Origin of the sequence: Binatus sp. (SeqCode) (assembly GCF_035272065.1) — a bacterium.
Classification (GTDB): domain Bacteria; phylum Desulfobacterota; class Binatia; order Binatales; family Binataceae; genus Binatus.
The window spans coordinates 1-25,633 of the sequence record NZ_DATEQZ010000033.1 but is presented as its reverse complement, the minus strand read 5'-3'; the positions used below and the strand labels follow the sequence as shown (position 1 = coordinate 25,633).

21 protein-coding genes and 1 pseudogene are annotated in these 25,633 nt (G+C 61.7%); 15 read left to right on the top strand and 7 right to left on the bottom strand.

The annotated features are described in order from the left end of the window. Nucleotides 1-108: 108 nt before the first annotated feature. From VJX68_RS05295 to VJX68_RS05275, 5 genes are all read left to right on the top strand, one after another. Nucleotides 109-1,176, top strand: a complete 1,068-nt coding sequence (locus VJX68_RS05295) for an Mrp/NBP35 family ATP-binding protein (RefSeq protein WP_324094618.1) — start codon at nt 109-111, stop codon at nt 1,174-1,176. Nucleotides 1,177-1,187: 11 nt separating this feature from the next. Continuing rightward, a complete protein-coding gene (locus VJX68_RS05290) occupies nt 1,188-1,949 on the top strand; it encodes a glycosyltransferase family 2 protein (protein ID WP_324094617.1) in 762 nt (253 codons plus the stop codon). Nucleotides 1,950-2,033: 84 nt separating this feature from the next. Next, the gene (locus tag VJX68_RS05285) at nt 2,034-3,785 is read left to right on the top strand and encodes an ABC transporter ATP-binding protein (RefSeq protein WP_324094616.1); all 1,752 of its coding nucleotides are present in this window, start codon (nt 2,034-2,036) and stop codon (nt 3,783-3,785) included. 1 nt (nt 3,786) lies between these two features. Continuing rightward, entirely contained in the window at nt 3,787-5,625 is a 1,839-nt protein-coding gene (locus VJX68_RS05280; RefSeq protein WP_324094615.1) for an ABC transporter ATP-binding protein, read from the top strand. Between the two features lie 19 nt (nt 5,626-5,644). Further along, the gene (locus tag VJX68_RS05275; RefSeq protein WP_324094614.1) at nt 5,645-6,751 is read left to right on the top strand and encodes an aminopeptidase; all 1,107 of its coding nucleotides are present in this window, start codon (nt 5,645-5,647) and stop codon (nt 6,749-6,751) included. Here VJX68_RS05275 and VJX68_RS05270 read toward each other — a convergent pair. Then, nucleotides 6,748-7,371, bottom strand: a complete 624-nt coding sequence (locus VJX68_RS05270; RefSeq protein WP_324094613.1) for an alpha/beta hydrolase — start codon at nt 7,369-7,371, stop codon at nt 6,748-6,750. The two genes, VJX68_RS05275 and VJX68_RS05270, sit on opposite strands and share 4 nt — an antisense overlap. Nucleotides 7,372-7,457: 86 nt before the next feature. On the opposite strand from VJX68_RS05270, the gene VJX68_RS05265 reads away from it, so the two are divergent. The 7 genes from VJX68_RS05265 (at nt 7,458) to VJX68_RS05235 (ending at nt 15,717) form a co-directional block, all read left to right on the top strand. Then, complete coding sequence (locus VJX68_RS05265; RefSeq protein ID WP_324094612.1) at nt 7,458-7,913, top strand: Mut7-C RNAse domain-containing protein; 456 nt, start codon at nt 7,458-7,460, stop codon at nt 7,911-7,913. A gap of 119 nt (nt 7,914-8,032) precedes the next feature. After that, nucleotides 8,033-9,307 (top strand): DUF7453 family protein, encoded by a 1,275-nt coding sequence (locus tag VJX68_RS05260; RefSeq protein WP_324094611.1) that lies wholly within the window; start codon nt 8,033-8,035, stop codon nt 9,305-9,307. 246 nt (nt 9,308-9,553) lie between these two features. Continuing rightward, complete coding sequence (locus tag VJX68_RS05255) at nt 9,554-10,216, top strand: O-methyltransferase (RefSeq protein ID WP_324094610.1); 663 nt, start codon at nt 9,554-9,556, stop codon at nt 10,214-10,216. Between the two features lie 136 nt (nt 10,217-10,352). Continuing rightward, on the top strand, nt 10,353-10,886 hold the full coding sequence (locus VJX68_RS05250) for a GNAT family N-acetyltransferase (protein ID WP_324094609.1): 534 nt from the start codon (nt 10,353-10,355) through the stop codon (nt 10,884-10,886). A 147-nt stretch (nt 10,887-11,033) separates the two neighbouring features. Then, complete coding sequence (gene leuS / locus VJX68_RS05245) at nt 11,034-13,469, top strand: leucine--tRNA ligase (RefSeq protein WP_324094608.1); 2,436 nt, start codon at nt 11,034-11,036, stop codon at nt 13,467-13,469. A gap of 99 nt (nt 13,470-13,568) precedes the next feature. Continuing rightward, nucleotides 13,569-14,426: a DUF5677 domain-containing protein gene (locus VJX68_RS05240; RefSeq protein ID WP_324094607.1), complete on the top strand. Its 858-nt coding sequence runs from the start codon at nt 13,569-13,571 to the stop codon at nt 14,424-14,426. A gap of 520 nt (nt 14,427-14,946) precedes the next feature. Further along, a complete protein-coding gene (locus VJX68_RS05235; RefSeq protein WP_324094606.1) occupies nt 14,947-15,717 on the top strand; it encodes an enoyl-CoA hydratase/isomerase family protein in 771 nt (256 codons plus the stop codon). 37 nt (nt 15,718-15,754) lie between these two features. Here the strand turns inward: VJX68_RS05235 and VJX68_RS05230 are convergent, their stop codons facing one another. Further along, nucleotides 15,755-16,792, bottom strand: coding sequence for a hypothetical protein (locus VJX68_RS05230; protein ID WP_324094605.1), 1,038 nt, complete (start codon nt 16,790-16,792; stop codon nt 15,755-15,757). Nucleotides 16,793-17,042: 250 nt separating this feature from the next. Here VJX68_RS05230 and VJX68_RS05225 point away from each other — a divergent pair, with 250 nt between their 5' ends. From VJX68_RS05225 to VJX68_RS05215, 3 genes are all read left to right on the top strand, one after another. Further along, nucleotides 17,043-18,194, top strand: a complete 1,152-nt coding sequence (locus VJX68_RS05225) for a pyridoxal-phosphate-dependent aminotransferase family protein (protein WP_324094604.1) — start codon at nt 17,043-17,045, stop codon at nt 18,192-18,194. Between the two features lie 7 nt (nt 18,195-18,201). Next, nucleotides 18,202-19,797 (top strand): phosphoglycerate dehydrogenase, encoded by a 1,596-nt coding sequence (gene serA, locus VJX68_RS05220; RefSeq protein WP_324094603.1) that lies wholly within the window; start codon nt 18,202-18,204, stop codon nt 19,795-19,797. Nucleotides 19,798-19,877: 80 nt separating this feature from the next. Next, nucleotides 19,878-21,173 (top strand): adenylosuccinate synthase, encoded by a 1,296-nt coding sequence (locus tag VJX68_RS05215; RefSeq protein WP_324094602.1) that lies wholly within the window; start codon nt 19,878-19,880, stop codon nt 21,171-21,173. Between the two features lie 15 nt (nt 21,174-21,188). Here the strand turns inward: VJX68_RS05215 and VJX68_RS05210 are convergent, their stop codons facing one another. The 5 genes and pseudogenes from VJX68_RS05210 to VJX68_RS05190 all read right to left on the bottom strand — a co-directional run. Beyond that, nucleotides 21,189-22,379: a serine hydrolase domain-containing protein gene (locus tag VJX68_RS05210; RefSeq protein WP_324094601.1), complete on the bottom strand. Its 1,191-nt coding sequence runs from the start codon at nt 22,377-22,379 to the stop codon at nt 21,189-21,191. Nucleotides 22,380-22,440: 61 nt separating this feature from the next. After that, nucleotides 22,441-23,352 carry a polysaccharide deacetylase family protein gene (locus VJX68_RS05205; RefSeq protein ID WP_324094600.1) on the bottom strand — a complete coding sequence of 304 codons (912 nt, stop codon included), beginning with the start codon at nt 23,350-23,352 and terminating at the stop codon, nt 22,441-22,443. A gap of 27 nt (nt 23,353-23,379) precedes the next feature. Beyond that, nucleotides 23,380-24,345, bottom strand: coding sequence for an NAD-dependent epimerase/dehydratase family protein (locus tag VJX68_RS05200; RefSeq protein WP_324094599.1), 966 nt, complete (start codon nt 24,343-24,345; stop codon nt 23,380-23,382). Nucleotides 24,346-24,360: 15 nt separating this feature from the next. Continuing rightward, on the bottom strand, nt 24,361-25,305 hold the full coding sequence (locus VJX68_RS05195; protein ID WP_324094598.1) for a formyltransferase: 945 nt from the start codon (nt 25,303-25,305) through the stop codon (nt 24,361-24,363). Between the two features lie 9 nt (nt 25,306-25,314). Then, nucleotides 25,315-25,633, bottom strand: a pseudogene (locus VJX68_RS05190) (glycosyltransferase); the annotation flags it as partial.

Here is a 25,633-nt window from a genome sequence, read left to right as displayed (position 1 = left end):
CGTTCGGCCCGTCGTTTTTCCGGCGGTTCCGGAATGATAACATGGGCGTCGCGCTTTGGTAGCGCAGCCGCATCCTAATCGAAACCATCGACAGGTCCGATCCGCACAATGCCGAGTCCAAATGAAATCCTCGCCCAACTCAAGAAAGTAAAATACCCCGGCTTCACCCGCGACATCGTGTCGTTCGGGATCATCAAGGATATCGAAGTCGCGTACGCAGGCGTGACCGTGTCGCTCACGATGGCGTCGGCCAAACCCGAAGTCGTCGAGAAAATTGTGGCGGATGTGAAGGCGACCGTTGCGGCGATGCCGGGAGTACCCGCCGTCAACGTCCAGCTCGAGCAGCCCGCGGCGACCGCGCCGAGGGCCACCGCGGGCATGGCACAGCCGCGCTCGATCACGGGCGTCAAGCATATCGTCGCGGTTGCCAGCGGCAAGGGCGGCGTCGGCAAATCGACGGTCGCGGTGAATCTCGCACTCGCGATGCATGCGCTGGGATGGCGCGTTGGGCTGATGGACGCCGACGTGTACGGACCGAGCGTGGCGATGATGGTTGGAGTCGAGAAGGCCGTGACGCTCACGCCCGAGCGGCGCATCATTCCGCTCGAGCGTTACGGCATCCGCTATATTTCGATGGCCCTGTTCATCAACGACGAGACGGCGGTCATCTGGCGCGGGCCGATGGTCACCAAGCTCGAGACGGAATTTCTGTTCAACGTCGAGTGGGGCGAGCTCGATTGCCTGGTGCTCGACCTGCCGCCCGGCACGGGCGACGCGCAACTAACCATTACGCAGCGCGTGGCGCTTGACGGCGGCGTGATCGTGACGACGCCGCAGGAGATCGCGCTGCTCGACGTCAAGCGCGGCGTCGCGATGTTTGAGGAAGTTCACGTGCCGGTTCTCGGCGTCGTCGAGAACATGAGCTATTACCTTTGCCGCAAGTGCAATCATCGTCACGAAATTTTCGCGCACGGCGGCGGCGCGCGGCTGGCGGATTCCCTCAACGTGCCATTTTTGGGCGAGCTGCCGCTGGTGCGCGAGCTGCGCGAGGGCGGAGACAACGCAAGCCCGATCGTCGCGGCCAACCCGGCCCATCCGATTAGCGCGGCGTTCAAGTCAATTGCCGCGAAAGTGATCGAAGGACTCGATCGAACCGAAGCGCAGCACGCGTCTTAGTTTTTCACGGGATGTCAGAGCGGCCAAAGATTTCGCTGATCACGATTACACGCGACGAAGAGGCGCTGATCGGCCAGTGCCTGAAGAGCGCGTGGTTCTGCGACGAGAAAATCATCATCGATTCCTTCTCGACCGACAAGACAGTCGAGATTGCGCGCGGCCTAGGCGCCGACGTCGTGCAGCATGAGTTCACCAACTACGTGAAGCAGAAGCAGATGGCGCTCGATCGCGCGACCGGCGACTGGGTGCTGCTGATGGATGCCGACGAGCAGGCGACGCACGATCTCGGCGACGAGATTATCCGCGCCGTGTCGTCGCCCGCAGCCGCCGACGGATACCGAATTAGACGCATCCTGTACCATCTTCAGCATTACTACTCGCACGCGATTTACCCCGACACTCCTGTGCGGCTGTTCCGGCGGGAGCGCGGGCATATCGGCGGCCGCGATCCGCATGACAAGGTCGTCGTCGAGGGCCGCGTCGAGCGGCTCGACCAGCCGATTTTGCATTTCAGCTACCGCGATATCGCGGATCATGTGGCGACGATCAACCGGTTCAGCTCTCGCGCGGCTATGGAGCAGGAGCCGAACGCGCTGACGCCATTCAAGATGATTGCGAATCCGGCGTGGCGCTTTTTTAACTTCTACGTTGTCCGCGGCGGGTTCCGCGACGGCGGACGCGGATTATACGCGGCGATGGCGGCGGCGTTCTACGTATTTCTGAAATACGCAAAGCTCTACGAACGCCGGCTGAAATCGCGCACCGGGATATAGGCCGCTTGCGGTCTCGTGCGGTTGAAACTTCGGTGCCCAGCCACTTCTATCGCGCCACAGACCTGATAATTTAACCGTCAGCCCATGAGACGCCTGTTTTCCTACGCGCGACGCTACTGGTTGCGTTACGTATTCGGGATAGCTTGCACCTTCGCGAACGCTACGCTCGCGATGATCATTCCCTTGTTCATCCGCGACGCGATCAACGCGACCGACAAGCATCGGCCCGACCTCGTCGCGCATTACGCGGGAATGATGATCGTCTTCGCGCTGATGCTCGGCACGGTCCGCTGGTTCTCGCGCTTCGTCATTTTCAATGTCGGCCGCGATATCGAATACGACCTGCGTAACGATCTGTTCGAGCATCTCACGACGCTAGGCACCGACTTCTACCAGAAGTTCAAGACCGGCGACCTGATGTCGCGCATGATCAACGACCTGACCGCGGTGCGCATGATGGTGGGAATGTTCGTGCTGTCAGTCTCCAACACCCCGCTGACTTACGGCCTCGCGCTGGTGTTCATGAGTTCGCTCAATCCGCGCCTCACGCTGATCGCGATCATTCCCTACCTCGTTCTGTTCGTCGCCATCCGCTGGCTGATGCGCACGATGATGATGCGCAGCCTGAAGGTGCAGGAGGGGCTGGCTGCTATCGGCTCGAAAGTGCAAGAGAGCCTAGCCGGGATTCCAGTCGTGAAAGCGTACACGCTCGAGGAGCACGAGGCCGGACTGTTCCGCAAGATCAACGACTCTTACAACGAACAAGGTCTCGCGCTGGCGCGCACGCGCGGTGCAATGATGCCGATGATTCGTTGCGCGGCGGCCAGCTCGACGATGATCGTGCTGATTTACGGCGGGTCGCTGGTGATCAACGGAAAGATGTCGCTCGGCTCGCTCGTGGCCTTCCTGAGCTACCTGGGCCAGCTCGCGTGGCCGACCATCTCGCTCGGATGGATGCTGTCGATTTATCAGCGCGGCAAGGCGTCGATGAAGCGGCTTGACGAGATTTTCAGCGCGCGCGGTGCCGACAGCGTCGCGGGCGAAGACCTCAAGCTCGAGATTAACGGCGCAGTCGAATGGAAAGACGTCTCCTTCAGCTACCTGGCGAACAACGGCAACGGAGCGAACGGGAAGATTCCGTACGCGCTCAAGAACATCAACGTCAAAGTGGGCGCGGGCGAAAAGCTCGCGATCGTCGGCCGCACCGGGTCGGGAAAATCCACGATGGTCAAGCTGCTGGCGCGGCTGCTGCAACCGACCGAAGGACGAATCCTGCTCGACGGGCGCGATGTCGAGGAGATGCCGCTCGGCGCGCTGCGACGGACAGTGGGAATGGTCCCGCAGGAGCCGACGCTGTTCACCGACACGCTCGCGCGCAACATCGCGTTCGGAAAGACCGACGCGACACTCGGTGAGATCCGGAGTGCCGCGCAAATCGCGGGACTCGAGCCGGACATCGCGGTGTTGCCGCATGGCCTTGACACTATTGTCGGCGAACGCGGAATGGCGCTCTCGGGCGGGCAGAAACAGCGCGTCACCATCGCGCGGCTGCTCGCCTACAATCCGGCGATCGTTGCGCTGGACGACGCGCTGTCGAGCGTTGACACCGAAACCGAAAAGGTGGTGCTGGAGAGTCTGGAGAAGAGCGTCGAGGGCCGCACTACGATCGTGGTGTCGCATCGCGCGTCGACGGTACGGGACTCGGATCAGATCGTCGTGCTCGAAGAGGGGGAGATCGCCGAGCGCGGCACGCATGAGGAATTGATGGGCCGCCGCGGAATTTACGCGGAGCTGTTCCATCGCCAATTGCTCGAAGAGGAATTGAGCCGCTACTGAAATGCAGGTCGTCGAAGAAAATCCGCTCGCCAGAATCTACGATGCCGGCCTCGTCCGTTGGGTGTGGCAGTTCATCCGTCCCTACCAGGGGCTGTTCTGGCTCGCGACATTTCTGATGCCGCTCGACACCGCTTTCCTGCTCGCCCAGCCGTACGTCATCAAGCTGACGGTGGACGAATTTCTGTCGGGCGCGCATGGAGCGCCGCCTCCCGCATGGCTCGCAATCCTGTTTCGCGCATCGGGCGGACATGGGCTGTTCGTGATGGGCGCTTTGTACCTGCTGCTGGTGATCTGCGAGTTCGCAGCGTTCTACGCGCAATTTTACCTGATGATGATGGTCGCGCAGTTCAGCCTCTCCGACCTTCGGATGGCGCTCTTCCGCAAGGTCGAGCGTCTGCCTATGTCGTTCTTCGATCACACGCCGGTCGGCAGGCTGGTCAGCCGAATGACGACCGACATTGATTCGATCAACGACATGTTCTCGGCGGGCTCGCTGACGATCTTCATCGACGCGATGACGCTGGCGGGCATCGTGACCATCATGTTCTCCCTGAGTCCGCGGCTGGCGCTGTCGGCGCTGTGCGCGATTCCGCCGCTGACGCTCGTGATCTATTTTCTGAGTTCTCGATCGCGCATCGTGTACGGCCAGATTCGCGATCGCCTCGCGGCGTTGAACGCCTACCTGTCCGAATCGCTGGCCGGCATGATGATCGTGCAGCTCTTCACACGCGAGCGCGAAAGCCGCCGCGAGTTTGACACGCTCAACCTGCGCTCGCGCGACGTGCAGATGATGGCCAACGTTTACGAGGCCGCACAGTTCTCCTCGGTCGAGGCGCTCAGCTCGATCACCGTCGCGGTAATTCTCTGGATCGGCGGCGGCAGCGTGATCCGGCACCTGGTGACGTTGGGCACGCTGGTCGCCTTCATCCAGTACGCGCAGCAGTTCTTCATGCCGCTGCGCGATATTTCGACCAAGTACAGCGCGCTCCAATCGGCTCTGGCAGCGGTTGAAAAAATCCACGCGCTGATGGAAGGCGAGCAGGCGCTTGCACTTCCCGCGCAGCCGAAGCGACCGGCGGTCTCGCGCGGCTCGATCGTGTTCGATCACGTCAATTTCGAGTACCGCCCTGGCGAGCCGATTCTGAAAGACCTCAGCTTCACCGTCGCGGCCGGCCGGAAGATCGCGATCGTCGGCCCGACCGGCTCGGGCAAAACCACGATCATCAAGCTGCTGAATCGTTCATACGACGTGACCAGCGGACGGATCCTGGTTGACGGCGTCGACGTCCGCGAGTGGGACCTCGCCGCGCTTCGCCGCGAAATCGGATACGTGCAGCAGGACGTGTTCCTGTTCGCCGGCGACGTGATGGAGAATATCCGGCTCGGGCTCGAGCTCGGCGAGTCGGAAGTGCGCGATGCGCTCCGGCGCGCGCAGGCTTTGCGCTTCGTCGAGCGATTGCCCGGCGGACTTGCAGAGGAGATTCGCGAGCGCGGCGCCAACCTGTCAGCAGGTCAGCGGCAACTGCTGTCGTTCGCGCGCGCGCTCGCGTACAACCCGCGAATCCTGGTGATGGATGAAGCGACCTCGAGCGTCGATAGTGAGACCGAGCGCCTGATCCAGCTCGCGCTCAACGAGTTGCTGGCCGAGCGCACTGCCGTCGTAATCGCCCATCGGCTATCCACCATCGAGCGCGCCGATCGAATCATGGTGCTCGGCGGAGGCGTGCTGCGCGAAAGCGGTACGCACGACGAACTGCTCGCGCAGCGCGGACTTTACTACCGGCTATTCGAATTGCAGTACGCCGCGATGGCAAACAGCGACCGCCTCGTGGCGGGCTGACGCCGGCGGAGTACGAAACGTGGGGCGGCCGGCGCGTGCGCATCTTCAGGCGGCGTACCGGGTGCGCGTCACAGCACTGATCCTGTCCTCGATTCTGCTGAGCGGATGCTATGCGGGTTACATCGCGCGCGCCGCGTACGAGGAAGGGCGAATCCTGTGGAACCGCAAGCCGATCGACGACGCTCTCGCGCACCGCGACCTGCCACCGGACATTCGCGCGAAGCTCGAGACCGTGCTCGCGGTGCGCAAGTTCGCCGCCGAAAACCTCGGACTGGACGTCGGCGGTGCGTATGAAAGCTACGCCAACGTGGATAAAAGCGCGGTCATCCACGTCGTGATGGCCGCGCCGCACGACTCGTTGAAGCCGTACACATGGTGGTTCCCGATTGTCGGCCGCGTGCCGTATCGCGGCTATTTCGACGAGAGCGATGCGACCGCCGAGGCAGCCGCGCTGGAGGCGGACGGTCTCGACACGTTGGTGCGGCCGGCGGTCGCATCCTCGAGCCTCGGGTTTTTCGACGACCCGCTGCTGACGAATCTGCTCAAGCTGGACCGCGTCGAGCTGGCCGGAGTGCTTATCCACGAGTTGTTCCATCGCACGTACTACTTGGCGGGCGACGCGATGTTCGACGAATCGGCCGCCAACTATGTCGGCAGCGCGGGCGCGGTCGCTTTTTTCGCGGCGACGGACGGTGAGTCGGCGCCCTCGACTAATGCCGCGCGATGCATCCTGGAGAGCGACATGAAATTCGCGCGCTTCCTGCTCCAGGAGCAGGCACGGTTGCTCGACATCTATATGGCGGACCTGCCGAAAGAGCAGCTCGACAAGCGTCGCGAGGCGGCTTTCACCGCGATCAAGGCCAACTATGCTGCGCTGGAACCCTCGCTATCGGGACTCGAGCGCTTCGACCTCGACAAGCAGCCGCTCAACAACGCGGTGCTGGTGAACTACATGATTTATTTTCACCAGCTCGACAATTTCGCCGCGCTCGATCGGATGAATCACGGCGACTTGCAGGCGACGATCGCGCAGATAATTTCGATCGCGAAGGCGCATCCCGACGATCCCTTCTACGCCATCTGGGAGACGAGCCGCGCGGCTCCCGCGATTTCCGCCGGACGCTAGGTTGCCAGTGCGGCAGCGATCACGCGCGACAGTTCCGCTTCGCGCCCGCCGAAGAAATGATCGGTGCCGGCTATGATCTCGAGTCGCGCCCCGTCACCGATTTTCGACGTGAGCGATTGCAACCCCGCGACCGGCGAGTAGGAATCGCGATCGCCTGACACGAGCAATATGGGCTTCGATGCGCCGCCGGGAATTCGTGCGTCCGCCATCGCCAGCGGCAGCGCCACCGCGACTATTCGCCCGATCTCCGCGCGTTCGTAACCCGCGCTCACCGCGACCATCGCGCCGAACGAATACCCCGCCATCACTGCCCCCTCTTTGCGCACACCCGGCTGCTCGAGCAGAAACGCCATCGCCGCGATCGCATCATCGACTTCGCCCGGACCGCCGTCATGCTCACCCTCGCTGGCGCCAACGCCGCGAAAATTGAAGCGCAAGGTCGCGTACCCGGCGTGCCACATCGCCGCGAGGATCGCGTCGACGACGTTGTTGTACATCGAGCCGCCGTAGAGCGGATGCGGGTGACACACCACTGCCGCCGGTGCGTCGCCGCCCGGATTGGCGAGCAATCCTTCCAGGATCAAATCGCCGGACCGAAACGAAACCTGAATTTCATTCATCGCGCCTCCCTGTAAAACTTAAACCGTCGCTTTATATTTTTTCTAACTGCGCTTTCGCGAACGGTGATATACTACAGTCCATCGCCATGGATGAAACTCCCCGACTCGCCGTTGACCGGATGCTGATGCGATTGGCGCGCTGGCTGCGGTTGCTCGGCGTCGACGTTATTGCCGACGCGTCGCTCACCGGCGCCGAGCTTCTGCGCATCGCTCGCGCGGACAACAGGATCCTGCTGACCCGCGACAAGCGCCTGCGCACCGCGTCCGACGTCTTCTTCGTCGAGAGCAACGCCATCAGGGGTCAACTGCGCGAGGCTGTCCGACGGTTCGGTCTCGACCCGCGCGTGATACCGCTAACGCGATGCTCACGATGCAACCTCGTGCTGACTCCAGTCGCGCGTGATCTGGTGTCGCGGCGAGTGCCGCCCTATGTCTTCGCCAGCCACGATCGATTCGCCGAGTGCGCCGGCTGCGGCCGGATTTACTGGGCCGAGACGCACCCGGTCCGCATGCACGCGATGCTGGATTCAATCGCACTCTGAGAGCCTGACCGGACCGCCGCGGGCTGGTGTTTTTCTCGCATTGCACCAGGCGAGCTCCGGCGACTATAAGATTGATGGGGACCTCAGATTCGAGTTACTGATTACGGCTGAGGGGATAGATGTTTAATTTCAGGGCGTTGCCACTCGCGCTCGCGATTCTGCTCCTCACTCCGTTGAGCGCGCACGCGGTTTCGCTGAGTCTAAACGGCAACGGCGCCGATCTGCAGAACGACAGCACCCAGGCAGTCTATGCCAGCGACAGCAACGGCGTACCGCTGCTGATCACCGGTATCGGAATGAAGTCGCCGGGCGGCGGTGTCGTAACCGAAGTCGGCGTGCCCTCAATGATGCCCGATGGACGCGTGATCTTCGGCGCCGAGACGCAGCCCAAAGACACCAACATCAAGCCGCGCTGGAATATTTTCATCGGCAATGCCGATGCGGTGCCGAGCCATCGCATGCTCGCTGCCCTCAATCCCAAGGCACTCCACGGCGATTGCACGCCGGCGTTCAAGGGCGACCCTTATCCCGTCGCGGACATGGACGGAAATATCGCTTTCATATCGACCGTGCCGCACGCCCGCGACGCGCTGTTCTTCTATTCGCACGGCAAGCTCGCGTGCATGGCCAAGGCCGGCGAAAAAACCAACCAGGGTCACGAGCTCGCCGTGTTGAGCTTCGGCAGCCTGCAAATTGGCGACGACGGCCAAGTCGTGTTCACCGGATTTCTCGGCGATAGCGCGAAGCCTGCGGAACATCATCAGGCTCTCCTGCTGGGTTCCGTTACCGGCGGCGTCACCGAGCTCGCGGTCGAAGGCGAGTACGGACCGAATCACACGCTCTATCAGCGCCCGTTCGGATTGCCGGCTGCTCTGCCCGCTCCGCGTGGGATAATGGTCGCGTTCACTGCCAAGACGCCAACCGGTGCCGCGCTGTTCCTGTACAGCGGCGGTTCGATGGCGAGGATTCTGCCGACCGGCACTCTCACCTCCGTCGGTCCGGTGTCCTATTTGTCGGCGGGGCGGCCCGGCTTGATGGCCGACGGCACCACTGCCGTGCTCGCCGGATGCGCTCGCATCCCCGCAATTTTTCGGCTCACGCGGCAACGGCTCGATTTGCGGATCGAGCGCGGACAGCTGACCCCCTTCGGCACCGAGCTCGAGTCGTTGGGCGATCCGGTGCTGACGGCCTCCGGCGCGATGTTCGTCGGCGCCACCGACACTGACGATCGCGAAAAGCTCTACGTGCTGTCGCCTGACGACGCGTTTTTCGAGGTCGGCGAATCTGAACTGATTTACCGAATCGCGATGCGCGCGCAGAAGCATCACTCGATCTTCACGGGCACCCTGACCGTGAATCAGCACGGCGACTTCGCCTACCTCGGCGGCCGCTGACCTCAAAAGCTCTGGTTTCCCTGCCCGCTCCCTCTCTTCCCCTCTCCCTGAAAGGGAAAGGACGTAGGACGGAATTCATTCCGTCAACTTAGGACGTCGCGTTCCACGCCAGTGCTGCGCACCTCGCCCGCTTAGTTGCGGGAGAGGTCGCGCCGAAGGCGCGGGTGAGGGTGATTTTCCGCGCGCGATTCAAGACTCTGCTCCGAACGCTTTTCTGCGCGCTCGCTTCCTGCCATTTTAGATGGCATGGCAGGACACTCGAAATTTATCGCACTCACTCCGAAGCTCTACGAGTACGTCGAAGCGCACGGGCACAACGGCGATCCGCTCCGCGCTGAACTGGCCGCCGAGACCGCGAAACTGGGATGGATCAGCGCGATGCAGATTGCCGCGGAGCAAGGCACCTTCATGGGCCTCCTCGCCGCCGCGATCGGCGCGCATTCAGCCGTCGAGGTCGGCACCTTCACCGGCTACAGTGCACTCTGCGTCGCGCGTGCATTGCCCGCCGACGGCAAGCTTCTGTGCTGCGACGTTAACCAAGAATGGACCAGCGTCGGACGCCGCTACTGGGAACGGGCGGGCGTCGCGAACAAGATAACGCTCAAACTGGGACCCGCGGCCGACACGCTGAGGGCGCTGCCAGCTTCGCATACCTTCGACTTCGCGTTTATCGACGCCGACAAAACGAGTTACGCGATCTACTACGAGGAAATTCTGAAGCGGATGCGTCCGAACGGACTCATCCTGATCGATAACGTGCTGTGGAACGGCGCGATCGTCGACGACGCGAAACAGGACGCCGACACGCAGGCGCTGCGCAAGCTCAACGACTTCATCGCCAAGGACACGCGCGTCGAAGCCGTGATACTCGGCATCGCCGACGGCCTCACCATCGTCCGCAAGAAGTAACCGATACTTTGGCCCTCTGTCATTCAGAGCCGCTTCGGCGAAGAATCCCGGCTCTCCATTTTTGGTTCCCCTTCCACCTGGGGAAGGGGTTAGGTCCCCGCGATTCAAGATTCTGCCCTTCGCGGTCTAACTTGTAATGCACCAACTCAACACCCCTCGCCTGCTCGGCACCCGCGCCGGCCCGGGAGACTTCGCCGATATTCGCAAGCTGCACGCCGACCCGCGCGTTATGGCGACGCTGTCCGCCGACGGCGCGACCTTCAGCGAAGATCAAAGCCGCAGTTTCCTCGATCGCGCCGCCGAGCACTGGAAATCGCACGGCTTCGGCCTAAGGACCTTCCGCGAGCAACCGACCGGCGACTTCGTCGGCTACGGCGGAATCAAACACGCCGTCGTCGAAGGCCGCGACGTGATCGAACTCTCCTACGCAATCACCTCTGACCATTGGGGCAAAGGCTTCGCGACCGAAATCTCGCGCGCCGCGCTGAAGCAAGCCTTCGACACGATGCACCTCGATCGAATCGTCGCCTTCACCCTGCCGCACAACCAAGCCTCGCGCGCCGTAATGGAACATTGCCGCTTCACCTACATTCGCGACATCGTCCACGCCAACCTCCCCCACGTCCTTTATATTCTCGACGCTCGCGACTTCAGCCAAAAGACCTCCTAACAGGGACGAAGTCCCGCATCTTCTCTTAACACCGGGTGCAGGGGTCACCCCTGCCCAAGGAAGTGTGAAACCCACGGTGGGTTTCACGTTAGATTAAGTGATTTCCTTCCTGTCCTCCCACCATCACGCTAGACTTCTGTAATCCTCATGGACGAACGCTACGACCCCAAAAAAATCGAGCCCTTCTGGCAGGCCGAATGGGACCGGATGAATCTCTACCTCACCCGCGAGGACCCCGGCCGCCCGAAATATTACATCCTCGAGATGTTCCCCTACCCGTCCGGCGCCGGCCTCAGCGTCGGCCATCTGCACAACTACGTTCCATGCGATGTCGTCGGCCGCTACAAGCGGATGGCGGGATTCAACGTGCTGCATCCGATGGGATGGGACGCGTTCGGTCTGCCCGCCGAGAACGAGGCGATCCTGAAAGGATCGCATCCGACCGAAACCGTCCCGCGCTACGCCGCCAACTTCAAGCGCCAGCTGACGATCTCCGGATGCGCCTACGACTGGTCGCGCGAGATCAATTCGTCGTCGCCCGAGTACTACAAGTGGACCCAGTGGTTCTTCCTGATGCTCCTCAAGCGCGGCCTCGCCTACCGCGCCAACGGCGCGCAATGGTGGTGCGACAAGTGTCAGACCATCCTCGCCAACGAGCAGGTCATCAACGGATGCTGCTGGCGGCACACGGACAACCCCGTCACCAAGAAAGACCTCGAGCAGTGGTACATCAAGATCACCGACTACGCCGATCGATTGCTCGCCGATCTCGACGGCATCGACTGGCCCGAGCCGATCAAGCTGATGCAGCGCAACTGGATCGGCCGCAGCGAAGGCGCCGAGCTCGCCTTCCCGGTCACAGGTCACAAAGATAAAGAAGTCCGCTTTTTCACGACGCGTCCCGACACCGTCTTCGGCGTATCGTTTATGGTGCTCGCGCCCGAGCATCCGCTCGTCGCCGAGATTACTGCTGATGCGCAGCGCACGAAGGTCGAGGCCTACGTCGCCGAGGCGCGCCGCCAGACCGAGATCGAGCGGATGTCCACAGTCAAAGAAAAATCCGGCGTCTTCACCGGCGCCTACGCGCACAATGTCTTCACCGATAAAGACATCCCGATCTGGATCGCCGACTACGTCCTGATGGGCTACGGCACCGGCGCAATCATGGCCGCGCCCGGCGAGGATCAGCGCGATTTCGAATTCGCCACGAAGTACGGCTTGCCGATCCCGCGCGTGACCGCACCCGCCGACGGCTCTGCTCCGCCAGCCGATCGCGCATTCAGCGATCACGGCCTCGCGATCAATTCGGGCTTCCTCAACGGCAAGACGACGCCTGAGGCAATCACTTCGGTATGCCAATACGCTGAAAAACACGGAATCGGTCGCGCGACCATCAACTACCGGATGCGCGATTGGCTGATCTCGCGTCAGCGCTACTGGGGATGCCCGATCCCCATCGTGTACTGCAAGACCGACGGTATCGTCCCCCTGCCTGACGACCAACTGCCTGTGCTACTTCCTCCGATGAAGGACTATCTGCCGTCGGGCACCGGCCGCTCTCCGCTCGCCAACATGCTGGAGTTCGTCAACACGACCTGCCCCAAGTGCGGCGGCCCCGCCGAGCGCGAGACCGACACGCTCGACGGCTTCGCATGCTCGTCATGGTACTTCCTGCGCTTCGCCTCGCCGCACGAAAATGCGCGCCCGTTCGATCGCCGCGCCGTCGATTACTGGCTGCCGGTCGATCTCTACGTCGGCGGCGCCGAGCACGCCGTGATGCATCTGCTGTACGCGCGGATGTGGACCAAGGTGATGTTCGACGAGGAGCTGATCGGCTTCGACGAACCGTTCCCCAGTTTGCGCAACCAGGGCGTCGTCTGGGCGAGCGACGGCCAGCGCATGTCCAAGAGCAAGGGCAACGTCGTCACGCCCGACGCGATGATCGACAAGTACGGTGCGGACGCGCTTCGGCTCTGGGAGCTGTTCATGAGCCCCTTCGACGAAGCGACCAACTGGAACGAAAGCGGCGTCGCCGGCACGCAAAGATTCATCACCCGCGTCTGGACGATGATGCGCCGCTACGTCGAGTCCGGCTCCCCCGCCGGCAATCCTAGCGAAGAAACCCAAAAGCGCACCCACAAAACCATCCAGCTGGTGACCGATCACATCGACCGCCTCCGCTTCAACACCGCCCTGGCCGCGATGATGGATCACCTGAACTACGTCGCAAAACTAAAACCCGAAGAGCTAGGCCGCTTCCCCGCCGAGTCATTCATCCTATTGCTCGCCCCAATGGCCCCGCACGTCACCGAAGAAATCTGGCGCTCCCTCGGCCACCCCTCTTCAATCCACCTGGAACCCTGGCCCAAGTTCGATCCAAAACTCGTACGCGACGAGATGGTGACAGTAGTCATCCAAGTAAACGGCAAAGTCCGCGACCGCTTCGAGGTCCCCTCCGGCACCTCCGAGTCGGACGTACGCAATCTCGCCCTCAACAGCGAATCGGTGAAACGCCACTTGGACGGCAAACCCCCAAAGAAGTTCATCTTCATAAAAGACAAAATGCTAAGCATCGTCGTGTAAAGTCCCGCCGAAATCGTGCCAACAACAGTCGCAGAGACTCTTTACTCGCCCCAGAACACGAAGGAGCAGCTCGCTCCTGTTCTTAAGACCGTCGTTCCCATGCTGGAGGAAACCCTGCTGCGTGGACTAATGCTTTTTGAGCGATACGCGAATCGAGGGCAAGCGGGAAATGATGACGATTTGGTCATACTGTTCGTATTTCGGCATCTTCTTGAATTGTTCGATTCCGTAAAAATCCAGATCGCGGAGTGCTCACCTGCGACTGCCGCGTTGCAATTGCGGGCGATGTTTGAGGCGCTCTTGACCGTCGAGTATTTGACCGAGGACAAAGCTAAAACGCGCGAACGAGCTATCGCATATAGGTTCCAAGTCCAACGTCAACGAAAAAAGTTCTATCTGTCGCAAGACCCGAACACTGTAGAGGCAAAAGAGCTGCGCGAGTTCATAGCCGACAGTCCGTACGCGGCAGAGTTGAAAACTCCAGATCTGAAAGAGTTGGCGGATCGCCTTCGCGAAATCGACGAGATGTTAGAGAGCGAAGAATACAAAGCTGTCGCGAAGGCATACAAAACCGCGGAGAAGAAAATCCGATATCCAAGTTGGTACAGCTTGCACGGTGGCCCTACGAGCATCATGAAATTGGCGCAACACCTTAAGCATGCTGACTGGTACCGGCTGCTTTACGGTGAGTGGTCAGAACGGAGTCACGCGGCAGATGTTATAGATAGGATACTAACACATGACTCGTCGGGAGCGGCGGTAAGACCGCTCCGTGATCTCTCGGAATTCAATTCCACGATTGACTTTGTGATGATATTCGCCCTAGACGCGATGCGCGCGCTCATTCGGCACTATCGACCTAGCGACGAGGAAGAGCAGAAAGCTTGGTACAGAAACGAAATATCGCCGCTCTGGAAAAAAATTCCAACAATTGAAATAAGACATAACGGAGATTGACCAGCACCGTTGCCGATAGATGGCATATGGGCACGGTGACCTACTCGACATTAGGTTTGTCCATGGCCCCCCAAGTCATTCCCGATTGATTTCGTGGAGTTGGCCCAAAGCTATCATAGTGTTAAGTCCGGCGTGCTTGCCCCATCGAAAGGAAGCTGGTTGCTCCGCATTCGTGTTTTGTTCTCCTGAACTAAAGGACGTTTCACGTGAAACGTTCGGGTCTGAATACCCAACAGCCGCAAGGGTTTTTCGGAAGCTTGCCCAAATTCTTTGCGCCATTTGAACATCGCGCACTGCATGTGGGATGCGGACATGCAGGCACGATGAGTAGAGCTGCATCGAGCGTCTTGCAGTCGTCTCTTCTTTGTCCGGAACGTTTCACGTGAAACGTTCGCGTCTGAAACCCCAGCAAACATCAAGGCTATTCGCGAATTGGACGCAATTCGCTGCGCCACTTGATGGGTGCGCACTGGCCGTGCGATGCTCGCGACGACACCGACATCAGCAAGGAGCGACCGACATGGCCGAGGAAGTTTTAAAAGTCACACACCATCCGAATTACGCGGTTCTCACCCTGAACCGTCCCGAGAAGCGCAACGCCCTCAATCAGCCGCTCATCGACGCGCTCGACCAGGCGTTCCGTAAGTTCGAAAACGATCGCGAAATCCGCGCGCTGCTTTTGCGCGGCGAGGGCGCGAGCTTCTGCGCCGGAATCGACCTGAAGGAAGTGGACGAGACGACCGGCGGTCACAACCCGACCTCCCTCGAATCCGTTTTCGGCCGGTTGGAGCGCTTTCCGGTGCCGACCATCGCGGCCGTCCAGGGCGCCGCGCTCGCCGGCGGCCTCGAACTGGCGCTCCATTGCGACCTGCGCATCGCGTCGGACAACGCCAAGCTCGGCATGACGCTTGGCCGCGTCGGCCTGATGGTGCCGTACGATTTCACGCGCAAGCTGATCGAGGTCTGCGGCTCGGCTAACACTGCCTGGATTCTCTACACCGCCGACCTGCTCGACGCCGAGCGCGGCCGCCACATGAACATCGTTCACGACGTCGTCGCCGACGCGAAGCTCGGCGAGGCGACGACTGCGTTGGCCGAGAAGATCGCCGCCAACGCCCCGCTCTCGCTGCGCGCGATGAAAGCGACCGTCCGCCGATGCATGTCCGAGACGTTCGACGCATGGCACGACGACATGCTCCAGATGGCGCGCTCCGTCCGCGAGAGCAGCGACGCCAAAGAAGGCGTCCGCGCCTTCCTCGAGAAGCGCAAACCAGTCTGGAAAGCGCAATAGCGCCGATTGGGGAGCCGGTACCGGTTCCTCGTCCGCATCACTCCGAATGCCTGCCCAGCGCATTGCGAATCGCGGCCGCCGTCTGCAGCAAAGTGCTCGGCAAATTCAGCGTCCCCGCGACATTCGAATACGGATACAGCCGCGCGTTGATATGCGCGTGCAGCGGCAGCCCCTCGCCCTGGTGGATTTCGTAGTCGAGCGGCAGCGGCCCGAGGATCATCAGTATGCGATAGATCGCATTCGCGAACTGCTTCATCTGATTGGGCGTCAGCTCCGATAGCAATCCCCGAAAGTCCGGCATCACCACATCGTAGCTGCGCGGGAATAAACCAATCGGGCTCGCATAGCTGACGACTGAGTCGCCGCGATCGATCACGAGCCCGAGGCGTTCCATCAGCGCGACCAGCTCATGCCACAGATGCGGATTCTCGCGTTCGGCCCGCGCCTCTGCGAGCATGGCGGGGAACGGCTCCGGCGATCCGATGATCTGCTGATGCAGATGCGGCTGCGACGCGCCCGACTCGCGCCCCTGGTTCTTGCGGATCACGACCGAGCAAACGTCGGGATTCTGCAACGCGAGGCGCATCACGCGCGCGTCGGCTTGCATCAAATGCAGGAAATGCCCGCCGCCGAGCGCGCCGGTGAAAATCAGATCGAGTTGCGATCGCGGCGCGTCGATAAAATGACGCGAATCTTCGACCACGATGTACGACTCGTTGCGATTCCCGGTCAGCTCCGCAGGAATTCGCGGGAACAGATTATTGATCACGCGCACAACCCACCCAGCGCCATCCTCCGCCTTCGCACCCGTCCATTCCGGGATTTCGTCGCGCGTCATCCGGAAAACTTCGCGCGTCGTCAGGCTCTCGTTACCCGGACAGAAGGGACACGCCTCGGTCGCGTGACGAATCGTCTCGGCGCTCAGATTCGGCGCGTCGTGCGCAGTGTCCTCGCGCCCGCCGAGCGTGAACGCAAAGCTCTTGCCGCGAACATCGACAACGTATGAAATCACGCCGGTGATCGGATTTTTGATCCATACCAGGGAGCCGTCGCGGATTTCACATTCTATCGGCATCGGAGCGTGATCACCTTTAACAATTGCCGCAACGCCATTACAACGTTGCCCCGAAACCGGCGCGAGCGGCGCGTCACCTTGACTCTGCCCATCGGCTCCGTTATCCCAAGTGATGAGGACGGGGACCCGGCAAAGCCGGGACGAATCGGGGTCTGGCGATCCGCATCCGCGGGCACCAGCCTTTTTTTTGGTTTTTTCAGTGTTTCGTTCCTAGGAATCGCGAGTCCGTTGCGCCCTTGAGTAGTCGAAAATGCCGCAGATGAAAAAATACTTGTTCACGCCCGGGCCGGCGCCGGTGCCGCCCGAGGTTTTGCTCGAGATGGCGCGTCCGATCATTCACCATCGCACGCCCGAATTCAGCGCCACGCTCGATCAAGCCCGCGATCGGATGAAGCCGCTGTACGGCACCTCGGGCGAAGTCATTCTGCTAGCATCGACCGGTACCGGCGCGATGGAAGCGGCGGTGGTCAATCTGCTGCAACCGGGCGAGCACGCGATTTACGTCAATGGCGGCAAGTTCGGCGAGCGATGGGGCAAGCTGCTCGCGGCCTTCGGCGTGATCGGGCACGAGGTCCGCGTCGAGTGGGGCCGCGCCGCACGGCCCGGGCAAATCGAAGATGCGTTCAAGGCGTATCCCGAATCGCGCTCAGTGCTGGTGCAGGCCAGCGAAACTTCGACATGCGCGGTGCATCCCGTGGCCGCGATCGGCGAGGTCAGCCGCAAGCGCGGCGCGATGCTGATCGTTGATGGAATCACGTCGGTCGGCGTCTTCGAGCAAAAGATGGACGAATGGGGCGTCGACGCGTTCGTCACCGGCAGCCAGAAGGCGCTCATGCTGCCGCCGGGACTTGGAATGGTCGCGCTGTCGGCGCGCGCGATCGACGTCGCGAAGAAAACCAAAACGCCGCGCTTCTATTTCGACCTGCTCAAGGAATTGAAGGCGCAGCGCGACGAGCATACCACCGCATGGACGGCGGCCGTATCGCTGATCTTCGGCCTCAACAAATCGCTCGAACTGATTCACGCCGAAGGCCTGCCGCAGGTTTACGCGCGTCACGCATTGATGGCCGAGGCCACGCGCGACGCTGCCGCGGCACTGGGCCTGAAGCTGCTGTCGCCCGACAACCCCGCACCCGGCGTCACCGGCATCCTCGTGCCCGAAGGTCTCGACGGTGGCAAGCTGGTCAAGTTTCTGCGCGACAGCCTCGGCGTGTCGGTGCAGGGCGGGCAGGATCAGATGAAAGGCAAGCTCGTGCGCATCGGGCACATGGGTCATCTGAGCCCGTTCGACGCGCTCATCGCGGTCGGCGCGCTCGAGATGGGACTCAAGCAGATCGGCGCAAACATTGAACTTGGCGCCGGCGTCGCCGCGGTTCAGGCACGCCTGGCACGGAGCATCTGAAACGCACATGGCGGAAACCTTCCGCGTCCTTCTAAGCGACTCGCTTGCGGCGCAGGGGATCGAAGTCCTCAAGCGCTTCCCGCAGTTACAAATCGACATCAAAACCGGCCTCAAGCCGGACGAGCTGGCGAAAATAATCGCGCCCTACGACGCGCTGCTGATTCGCAGCGGCACTCGGGTCACGCGCGAAGTAATCGATGCCGCGACGTCGCTCAAAGTGATCGGGCGCGCGGGCGTCGGGGTCGATAACGTCGATATCGAAGCGGCGACGCGCCGCGGAATCGTCGTGATGAACAGCCCGACCGGCAACAGCGTCACGACCGCGGAGCACGCGGTCACGATGATGATGGCGCTGGCGCGGCACATCCCGGCGGCCGATGCCTCGATCCACGCCGGCAAATGGGAGCGCGGCAAATTCACCGGCGCCGAGATATGCAATAAGACGCTCGGCGTGGTCGGCCTCGGTAACATCGGCCGGATCGTTGCCGATCGGGCGATCGGACTAAAGATGAAAGTGATCGGCTACGATCCGATCCTGACGGCTGACGCTGCGAGTCGCATAGGAGTTCAGCTTGTAGGTCTTGATGAGCTTTTCGCTCGTGCCGACTTTATCACCGTCCACACCCCGCTGACCGACGACACGCGTGGCATTATCGGCGCCGCGGCCTTCGCGAAGATGAAAAAGGGAGTGCGAATCATCAATTGCGCCCGCGGTGGTATCGTCGATGAAGCCGCGCTCGCCGAGGCACTGAAATCCGGCAAGGTGGCCGGCGCGGCGCTGGACGTGTTCGTCGAGGAGCCGCCGCCCGCCGACCATCCGCTGCTCCATCTCGACTCCGTGATCGCAACGCCTCATCTAGGCGCCGCCACCGATGAGGCGCAAGTCCAGGTCTCGGTCGATATCGCTCATCAGGTCGCAGAATTTCTGATCGAGGGCACGATTCGGCAGGCGGTCAACATCCCGGCGCTTACGACCAAGGAGCTCGAAATACTCGGACCCCATCTCACGCTCGGTGAAAAACTGGGACGACTCGCCGCGCAACTGATCACCGATGCGCCCACCGAGCTTACGCTCGCGTTCGGCGGCGAAGCGGCGAATCTCAAGCCCGACGCGATCACCGCCGCCGTTCTGAAGGGATTGATGAGCGGTTTTCTGGACGAGGAATTGAACTACGTCAACGCGCCCTTCATCGCGCGCGAGCGCGGAATCAACATTGTCGAAACGCGCTCCCGCGAAGTCACCGACTACGTCAACACCTTGACGCTTACGGTGCGCACCGGCGCCGGCGAGCACGAAGTCTCTGGCGCAGTGCTGGGAAATCGCGCGCTGCGCCTGACCCGGATCGACGGCTACCGCGTCGAGGCGGTGCCGGAGGGCTACTTCTTGATGCTGCACAACCGCGACGTGCCCGGCGTGGTAGGAGCGGTAGGCACGATGCTCGGGCAGGCCGGGATAAATATTGGCGGCCTCGAGCTCGGCCGCGATCGCGTCGGAGGCACGGCGCTCAGCATCTTCGAAGTGGACGAACCTGTGCCGGGCGCCGTCCTCGACAAGCTCAAGACGCTGCCCGCAATCACGGCAGCGTCGCTGCTCAAGCTCTGAATTTAGTTTGCGCGCGGAAAATTTCAGACCGACAGGTGCGCGCGGAGATCGGCGAAATTGACGCCGGTCGGGGGAGAGATATGAAGACAGTTGCCGTGGTCGGCACGCAATGGGGAGATGAGGGCAAGGGCAAAATCGTCGATATGCTCGCCGCCGATGCCGACGTGGTGGTCCGGTTCCAGGGCGGGAACAACGCGGCTCACACGCTGGTCGTCGGCGGCAAGAAGTTTGTGCTGCGGCTCGTGCCGGCAGGCGCACTCCATCCGGGCAAGGCTTGCGTAATCGGCAACGGGCTGGTTGTAAATCCGATTGCGCTGCTCGGCGAAATCGCGGAGCTCAAGCGCAGCGGCCATCTCGCCGACGACAGCCTGTTCAAGATCAGTTACGACGCGCACATGGTGATGCCGTACCATCTCGCGATCGATCGGGCGCGCGAGGCGCGGGCAGGTAAGCGCGCAATCGGCACGACCGGATTTGGAATCGGCCCGGCCTACGAAGACAAGATGGCGCGTGTGGGATTGCGCTTCGAGGATTTGCTCGACTTCAAGTTTTTCGAGGAAAAACTCCGCCGCAACATCGTCGAGAAGAATGCGTATCTGAAAGCGTTGCTCAAGACCAAGCCAATCAAGGCCGACGAAACGATCGACGCGATGAAAAAAGCGCGCCGCCGGCTGCTCCCATATCTATGCGACACCGGCGCGTTCGTCAGCGACGCGATCGATTCCGGCAAGCGCGTGCTGTTCGAGGGAGCCCACGGCACGATGCTCGACATCGATCACGGCACCTATCCGTACGTGACCTCATCGAGTTGCGTCGCAAGCTCAGTCTTCAGCGGCACCGGCATCGGGCCGGGCAACCTCGAAGCGGTCCTCGGCATAAGCAAGGGCTACACGACACGCGTCGGCGCGGGGCCCTTTCCCAGCGAGTTCAGCGGCTATCTGGCGGACTCGCTGCGCGAAGAGGGCGACGAGTTCGGCAGCGCCACCGGGCGTCCGCGGCGCATCGGATGGTTCGACGCGGTGCTCGCCCGTTACACCGCTCGCGTCAACGGGATGTGGGCGCTGGCGCTAACCAAGCTCGACGTTCTGACCGGGATCGACCCAGTCAAAATCTGCGTCGGTTACGTCGTGAAGGGGAAGCGCTACGACGACATGCCGCCGTCGCATCGGATGCTTATCAACGCCAAGCCGATTTTCGAAGAGATGCCCGGATGGAGCGAGAGCCCGGCCGGCGCGCGCATGCTGGCCGAATTACCCTCGAGCGTGCGCCGTTACGTCGAGCGAATCAGCGAGCTGGTTGGTGTGCCAATCGCAATGATCGGCGTCGGCAAGGAGCGCGAAGCGACCATCGTAGTCCGCAACCCCTTCGCCGACTGAACCGCAGCGTACCCCCTACCCTGCGCAAACCGCGGCGAGGCTTGAGAGCCCGACGCCTCGGCGACCCAGTCTCACGTCGTTGCGATCGAAGCCGTTGGTCGTGTAGCCGAGCGAAATCCCCGTCGCCGGATCGGCCCATCCGATCTGTCCACCCGCGCCGCCGTGACCGAATGCCAGCGCCGAGTTGGTCTTGCCGAACCCGCGATAGTTCGCGAGTCCGTCACCGCCAGCCACGACGACTCCCAGCGCGCGGTTAACCTTGATGCCGAAAATCGGATCCTTATAGTCGCCCGAGCGCACGTGCAGCGCGTCCTTGAGCGCCTCGGGCTTGATGATCGGCGCGCCGTTGATGCCGCGATTGTGCAGCAATCCCTGGTAGAACAACGCGAGGTCGCCTGCCGTCATAACTCCGCCACCACCCGGCACGCCGGCTTCCAGCACGTGCGGCCGGTTGAAGCCCATGATCGCATCTTCGGTGACCTCGGTTTCAGGCATCGCGGGCAGACCGAGTTTCTTGCGCTCCTCATCGGACAACGGCTCGCCGACGTAGCAAATCTGCGCATGGCGATTTTGATATTCGCGCGGCAATCCGACTCGCAGATCCGGGATTCCGAGAGGCGTCGAAATCCGCTCTTGCACGAACTTACGAAACTCCTTGCCCGTGCGGCGCTCGATTATCTCCGCGATTACCCAGAAGCCCGACGTGGGATGGTATTCGTACTTGCTGCCGACCGGCCATTCCAGCCGCCATTTTGCGAAGCGCTCGAGCCGCTTGCTCTTGTCCAGCCACTCGTCCTGCGGATACGGCGCATTCGGAAATCCGCCGACGTGAAGCAGCACCTGCTCGACGGTCATCTGGTCTTTCCCGTTGGTTCCGAACTCGGGAATGATTTCCGCCACGCGCTCGCTCGGATTCAGTTTGCCTTCGCCGATCAGAATCCACGATGCCGCCGACATGATCGCCTTGGTGCACGAGAAGATCGTGTAGAGCGTCTCGTTGGTCGCGGGCTTCTCGCTCCCACCCTGGACTGCGCGGCCGACCGTGCGCATCGCACCGATTTTTCCGTTGCGGGCGATTGCGATCTGCGTCGACGGCAACAATCCATCTTTGACTTCGCGTTCGGCACGATTGAAAAGCGCTTCGACTTTTGCGGGATCGAGACCGACTTCGCGAGGACTATCTGCAAAATGACTTTGCGCGGGCATTGCGGGAACCCCCTGCTATTGAAATGTAGTCATCGGGATATAACACAGCGGCGCCGATTCGTCATTCGGCGGTGTGAGCTGGACCCTGCGCCGATATCCAGCCGGCCCTGCCTGGCAAGGTCGTCCGAATTACTTCGCAGGCCGGCAATTCAGCGCGATTCAGCCGCGATGCGGCGTCGCGCAGCCGCACGAACGTCGCACCCCGCTGCTTGAGCGCGCGAACCAACGCGGTGAAGCTCTCGAGCTGCCCCATGCCTTCAGTCTCGGCGTGAATCGTATGCACGTTGAGCGCGTCGGACTTGCACAAGCCGAGATAGAAATCGCGCACGGCGCTGTCATCGGGCAATTCACGCCGCCCCATCACCTCGTCGAGCGTCGGCAGGGTGGTCGGAATCTCCGGCGTCGCGAGGACTCGCCCCTCGACGACGCATCGGTACGGCGCGACGCCGCGCGTGTCGCTGCGATACTCGAGCCCCATCGCGTCCAGCGCGACCAGCGCCGCATTGTTGGTGCGCCAGCCGGGTGCGGCGAAACTCCTGGACGCTTCACCGATAATCGCGCGGTATGCCTCGAACGCGTCGCCGAGTTCGTTGCGTATCCCGGCGTCGCCGATGTCATCGAGATGATCCTGCCATCGCACGTGGTCGTAGCCATGCACGCCGACCTCGAAGCCGCGCGTCTTCAGGTCGCGGATAATTCCCGGAAACGACAGCGCGATCGGCCGCGACGGCAGGATCGTCCCGGACAGGATCGTGCGCGCACCGTACATCGAGACGGCCTTGGTGCGAAACATCTTCGACAGGAATCCGCGATTTCGAAACACGCGCAGGATTGCGCGCCCCGAATTGTCCGGGCCCATCGCGACGTAGAAGCTCGCTGCGACGTCTTCGCTCTCGAGCATCGACGCCAGCCGCGGCACGCCCAGTTCGAGCCCCTGATGGGTATCGACGTCGATTTTTAGTGCGACTTCCAAGCGTAGCGATTGCGCAGACGGCTCGCTTCAGGAAGCCATCTCTTTGCGGAACCAGTCCATCGAAATTTTCACGCCGTCGCGCAGGTTCACTTTCGGCGTGACCTTCAACAACGTGCGCATCTTCGTATTGTCGGGAACGCGGCGCGGGATGTCCTCGTAGCTGTTGCCATACACTTCTTCTTGCGACACGAACTTGATTTTCGATTTGGTCGGCCCAAACAACTCGAGCATCAGCTTGGCGAAATCGAGCACCGTCGTCTCGACATCGACGCCGATGTTAATCGCTTGTCCATCCGCTGCGGGATTCACTCCCGCCTGCACGGTCGCCTCGATCGCGTCGGTTACGTACGTGAAGCATCGCGTCTGCAACCCGTCGCCGACGACGGTCAGGTCCGCGCCGCGCAGCAGTTGCCCCATGAAGATCGTAAACAGCCGGCCCACGTCGACCTTGTCGAGCCGGGGGCCGTACGCATTGAAATAGCGCACGATCGTAACCGGCAGGCCGAGCTTGTGATACGCAAAACAGAAATGCTCGCCGACCGCCTTCGACGTGGAGTAGCACCAGCGGTCGATGCTCGTCGCGCCGAGCACGCGATCATCATCCTCGCGCCACGGCACCTTGGGGTTGCGCCCGTATACCTCCGACGTCGAGCTGAACACGACCCGTTTGTTGTGCTTGTAGGCCGCCTTCAGCACGTTTTGCGTGCCGTTCACGTTTACGTTCAGCGTCTCGTAGGGATCGGCGACGTAGTGTTCGACGCCGACGACCGCCGCCAGGTGGTAGATGAGATCGACCTTCGACACCAGGCTGTCGATCAACTCGAGGTTGAACACGGAATCGTGCACGTAATGAAAGCGCGGATTGTTCAGGAGGTGACGCACCTTCGCAATCGAGCCGGTGTCGAGCACAAAGACCTCGTCGCCGCGCGCGATGAACGCATCCGAAAGATGTGATCCGAGAAATCCGGCGCCGCCGGTGATCAGAACCCGCATGTGACCTCCGCGAAACTAATCGAATTGAATAGTATCCGTGACGCGCCCCGCTTCCGAAAGAGCCTCGCGCGCAACGCCTTCGACCCCGCCCTCGAACTGCGCGGTCTTCACGATTACGCTGCCCTCGCCGGCCGCAATCTCAATCGCGCCGTCGGCGGTTTCGCGCACCACTCGCCCCGGCGCCGCGAGCGTTCCGTTTTCCGCGCCAATTGTCGCTTCCCATACCAGCAGCTTTCGCCCGCCAACGAAACAGAACGCGCCGGGATACGGATGCGTCACGGCCCGCACGAGATTAAAGATCCTTCGGGCCGGCCATTGCCAGACTATTCGCCCGTCCTCCGGCTTTCTGCGCCCGAAGTAGCTACCTTTCGAGATATCCATTTTTCGCCGCGGCGCGATGCCGGCGACGATTTTCGGATGCAGCTCCTCGATCAACTCGACGCCCAGCGGCACCAGCTTGCGATATAACGTCAGCGCGTTGTCGCTATCGTCGATCGCGACCGCACGCTGCCCGACAATATCGCCCGCATCCGCGCGCACAACCATATGATGGAGCGTAACGCCCGCCTCGCGTTCTCCATTCACGAGCATCCAGTTCACCGGCGCGCGTCCACGGTACGCCGGCAACAACGACGGGTGCAGATTGAATGCACCCAGCGGTGCCGGTTCGAACACGCTCGCGGGAATCAGATGGCGGTACGAGAAGGAATAGATCACGGCCGGCTTCAGCGCGCCGATCTTCGCGCCCAGTGCTTCGACGCTCTCATCAATATGCACCGGGATACCGTGGCGCGCGGCCAATTCTGCGCACGACCGCCACCATATCTCTTCATGCGAATCGTCGCGATGCGTGAACAGTGCCGCTACCGGCGCGCCCATCTTCAGCAACGCCTCCATGCACGCGTAGCCCATGTCGTGATACGCGAACAGGACGCATCGCGCCGATTTCACAGACTCCACGATTGCTCGTCAGTCGCCGTCCGAGTCGACCTGCTCGCGGTCAACTCCATGCACGGCGCGTACGATGTAGGTGGGACGGCGCCGCACTTCGATATAGATGCGCCCCGCGTATTCGCCGATTAGTCCGAGCGCCAGGAATATCATCCCGATGAAAAAGAACAGGACCGCGAACAGCGTCCACAGCGCGCCCTCTTCTTGTGGGCCGTAGATCACGCGATGCGCAAGGAGCACGACAGCCATCATCGTAGCGAGCACTGAAATTCCAATCCCCGTCATGCTCAGCATCTGGATCGGGATGAGCGAAAATCCGGTGATCAGATTGAGGCTC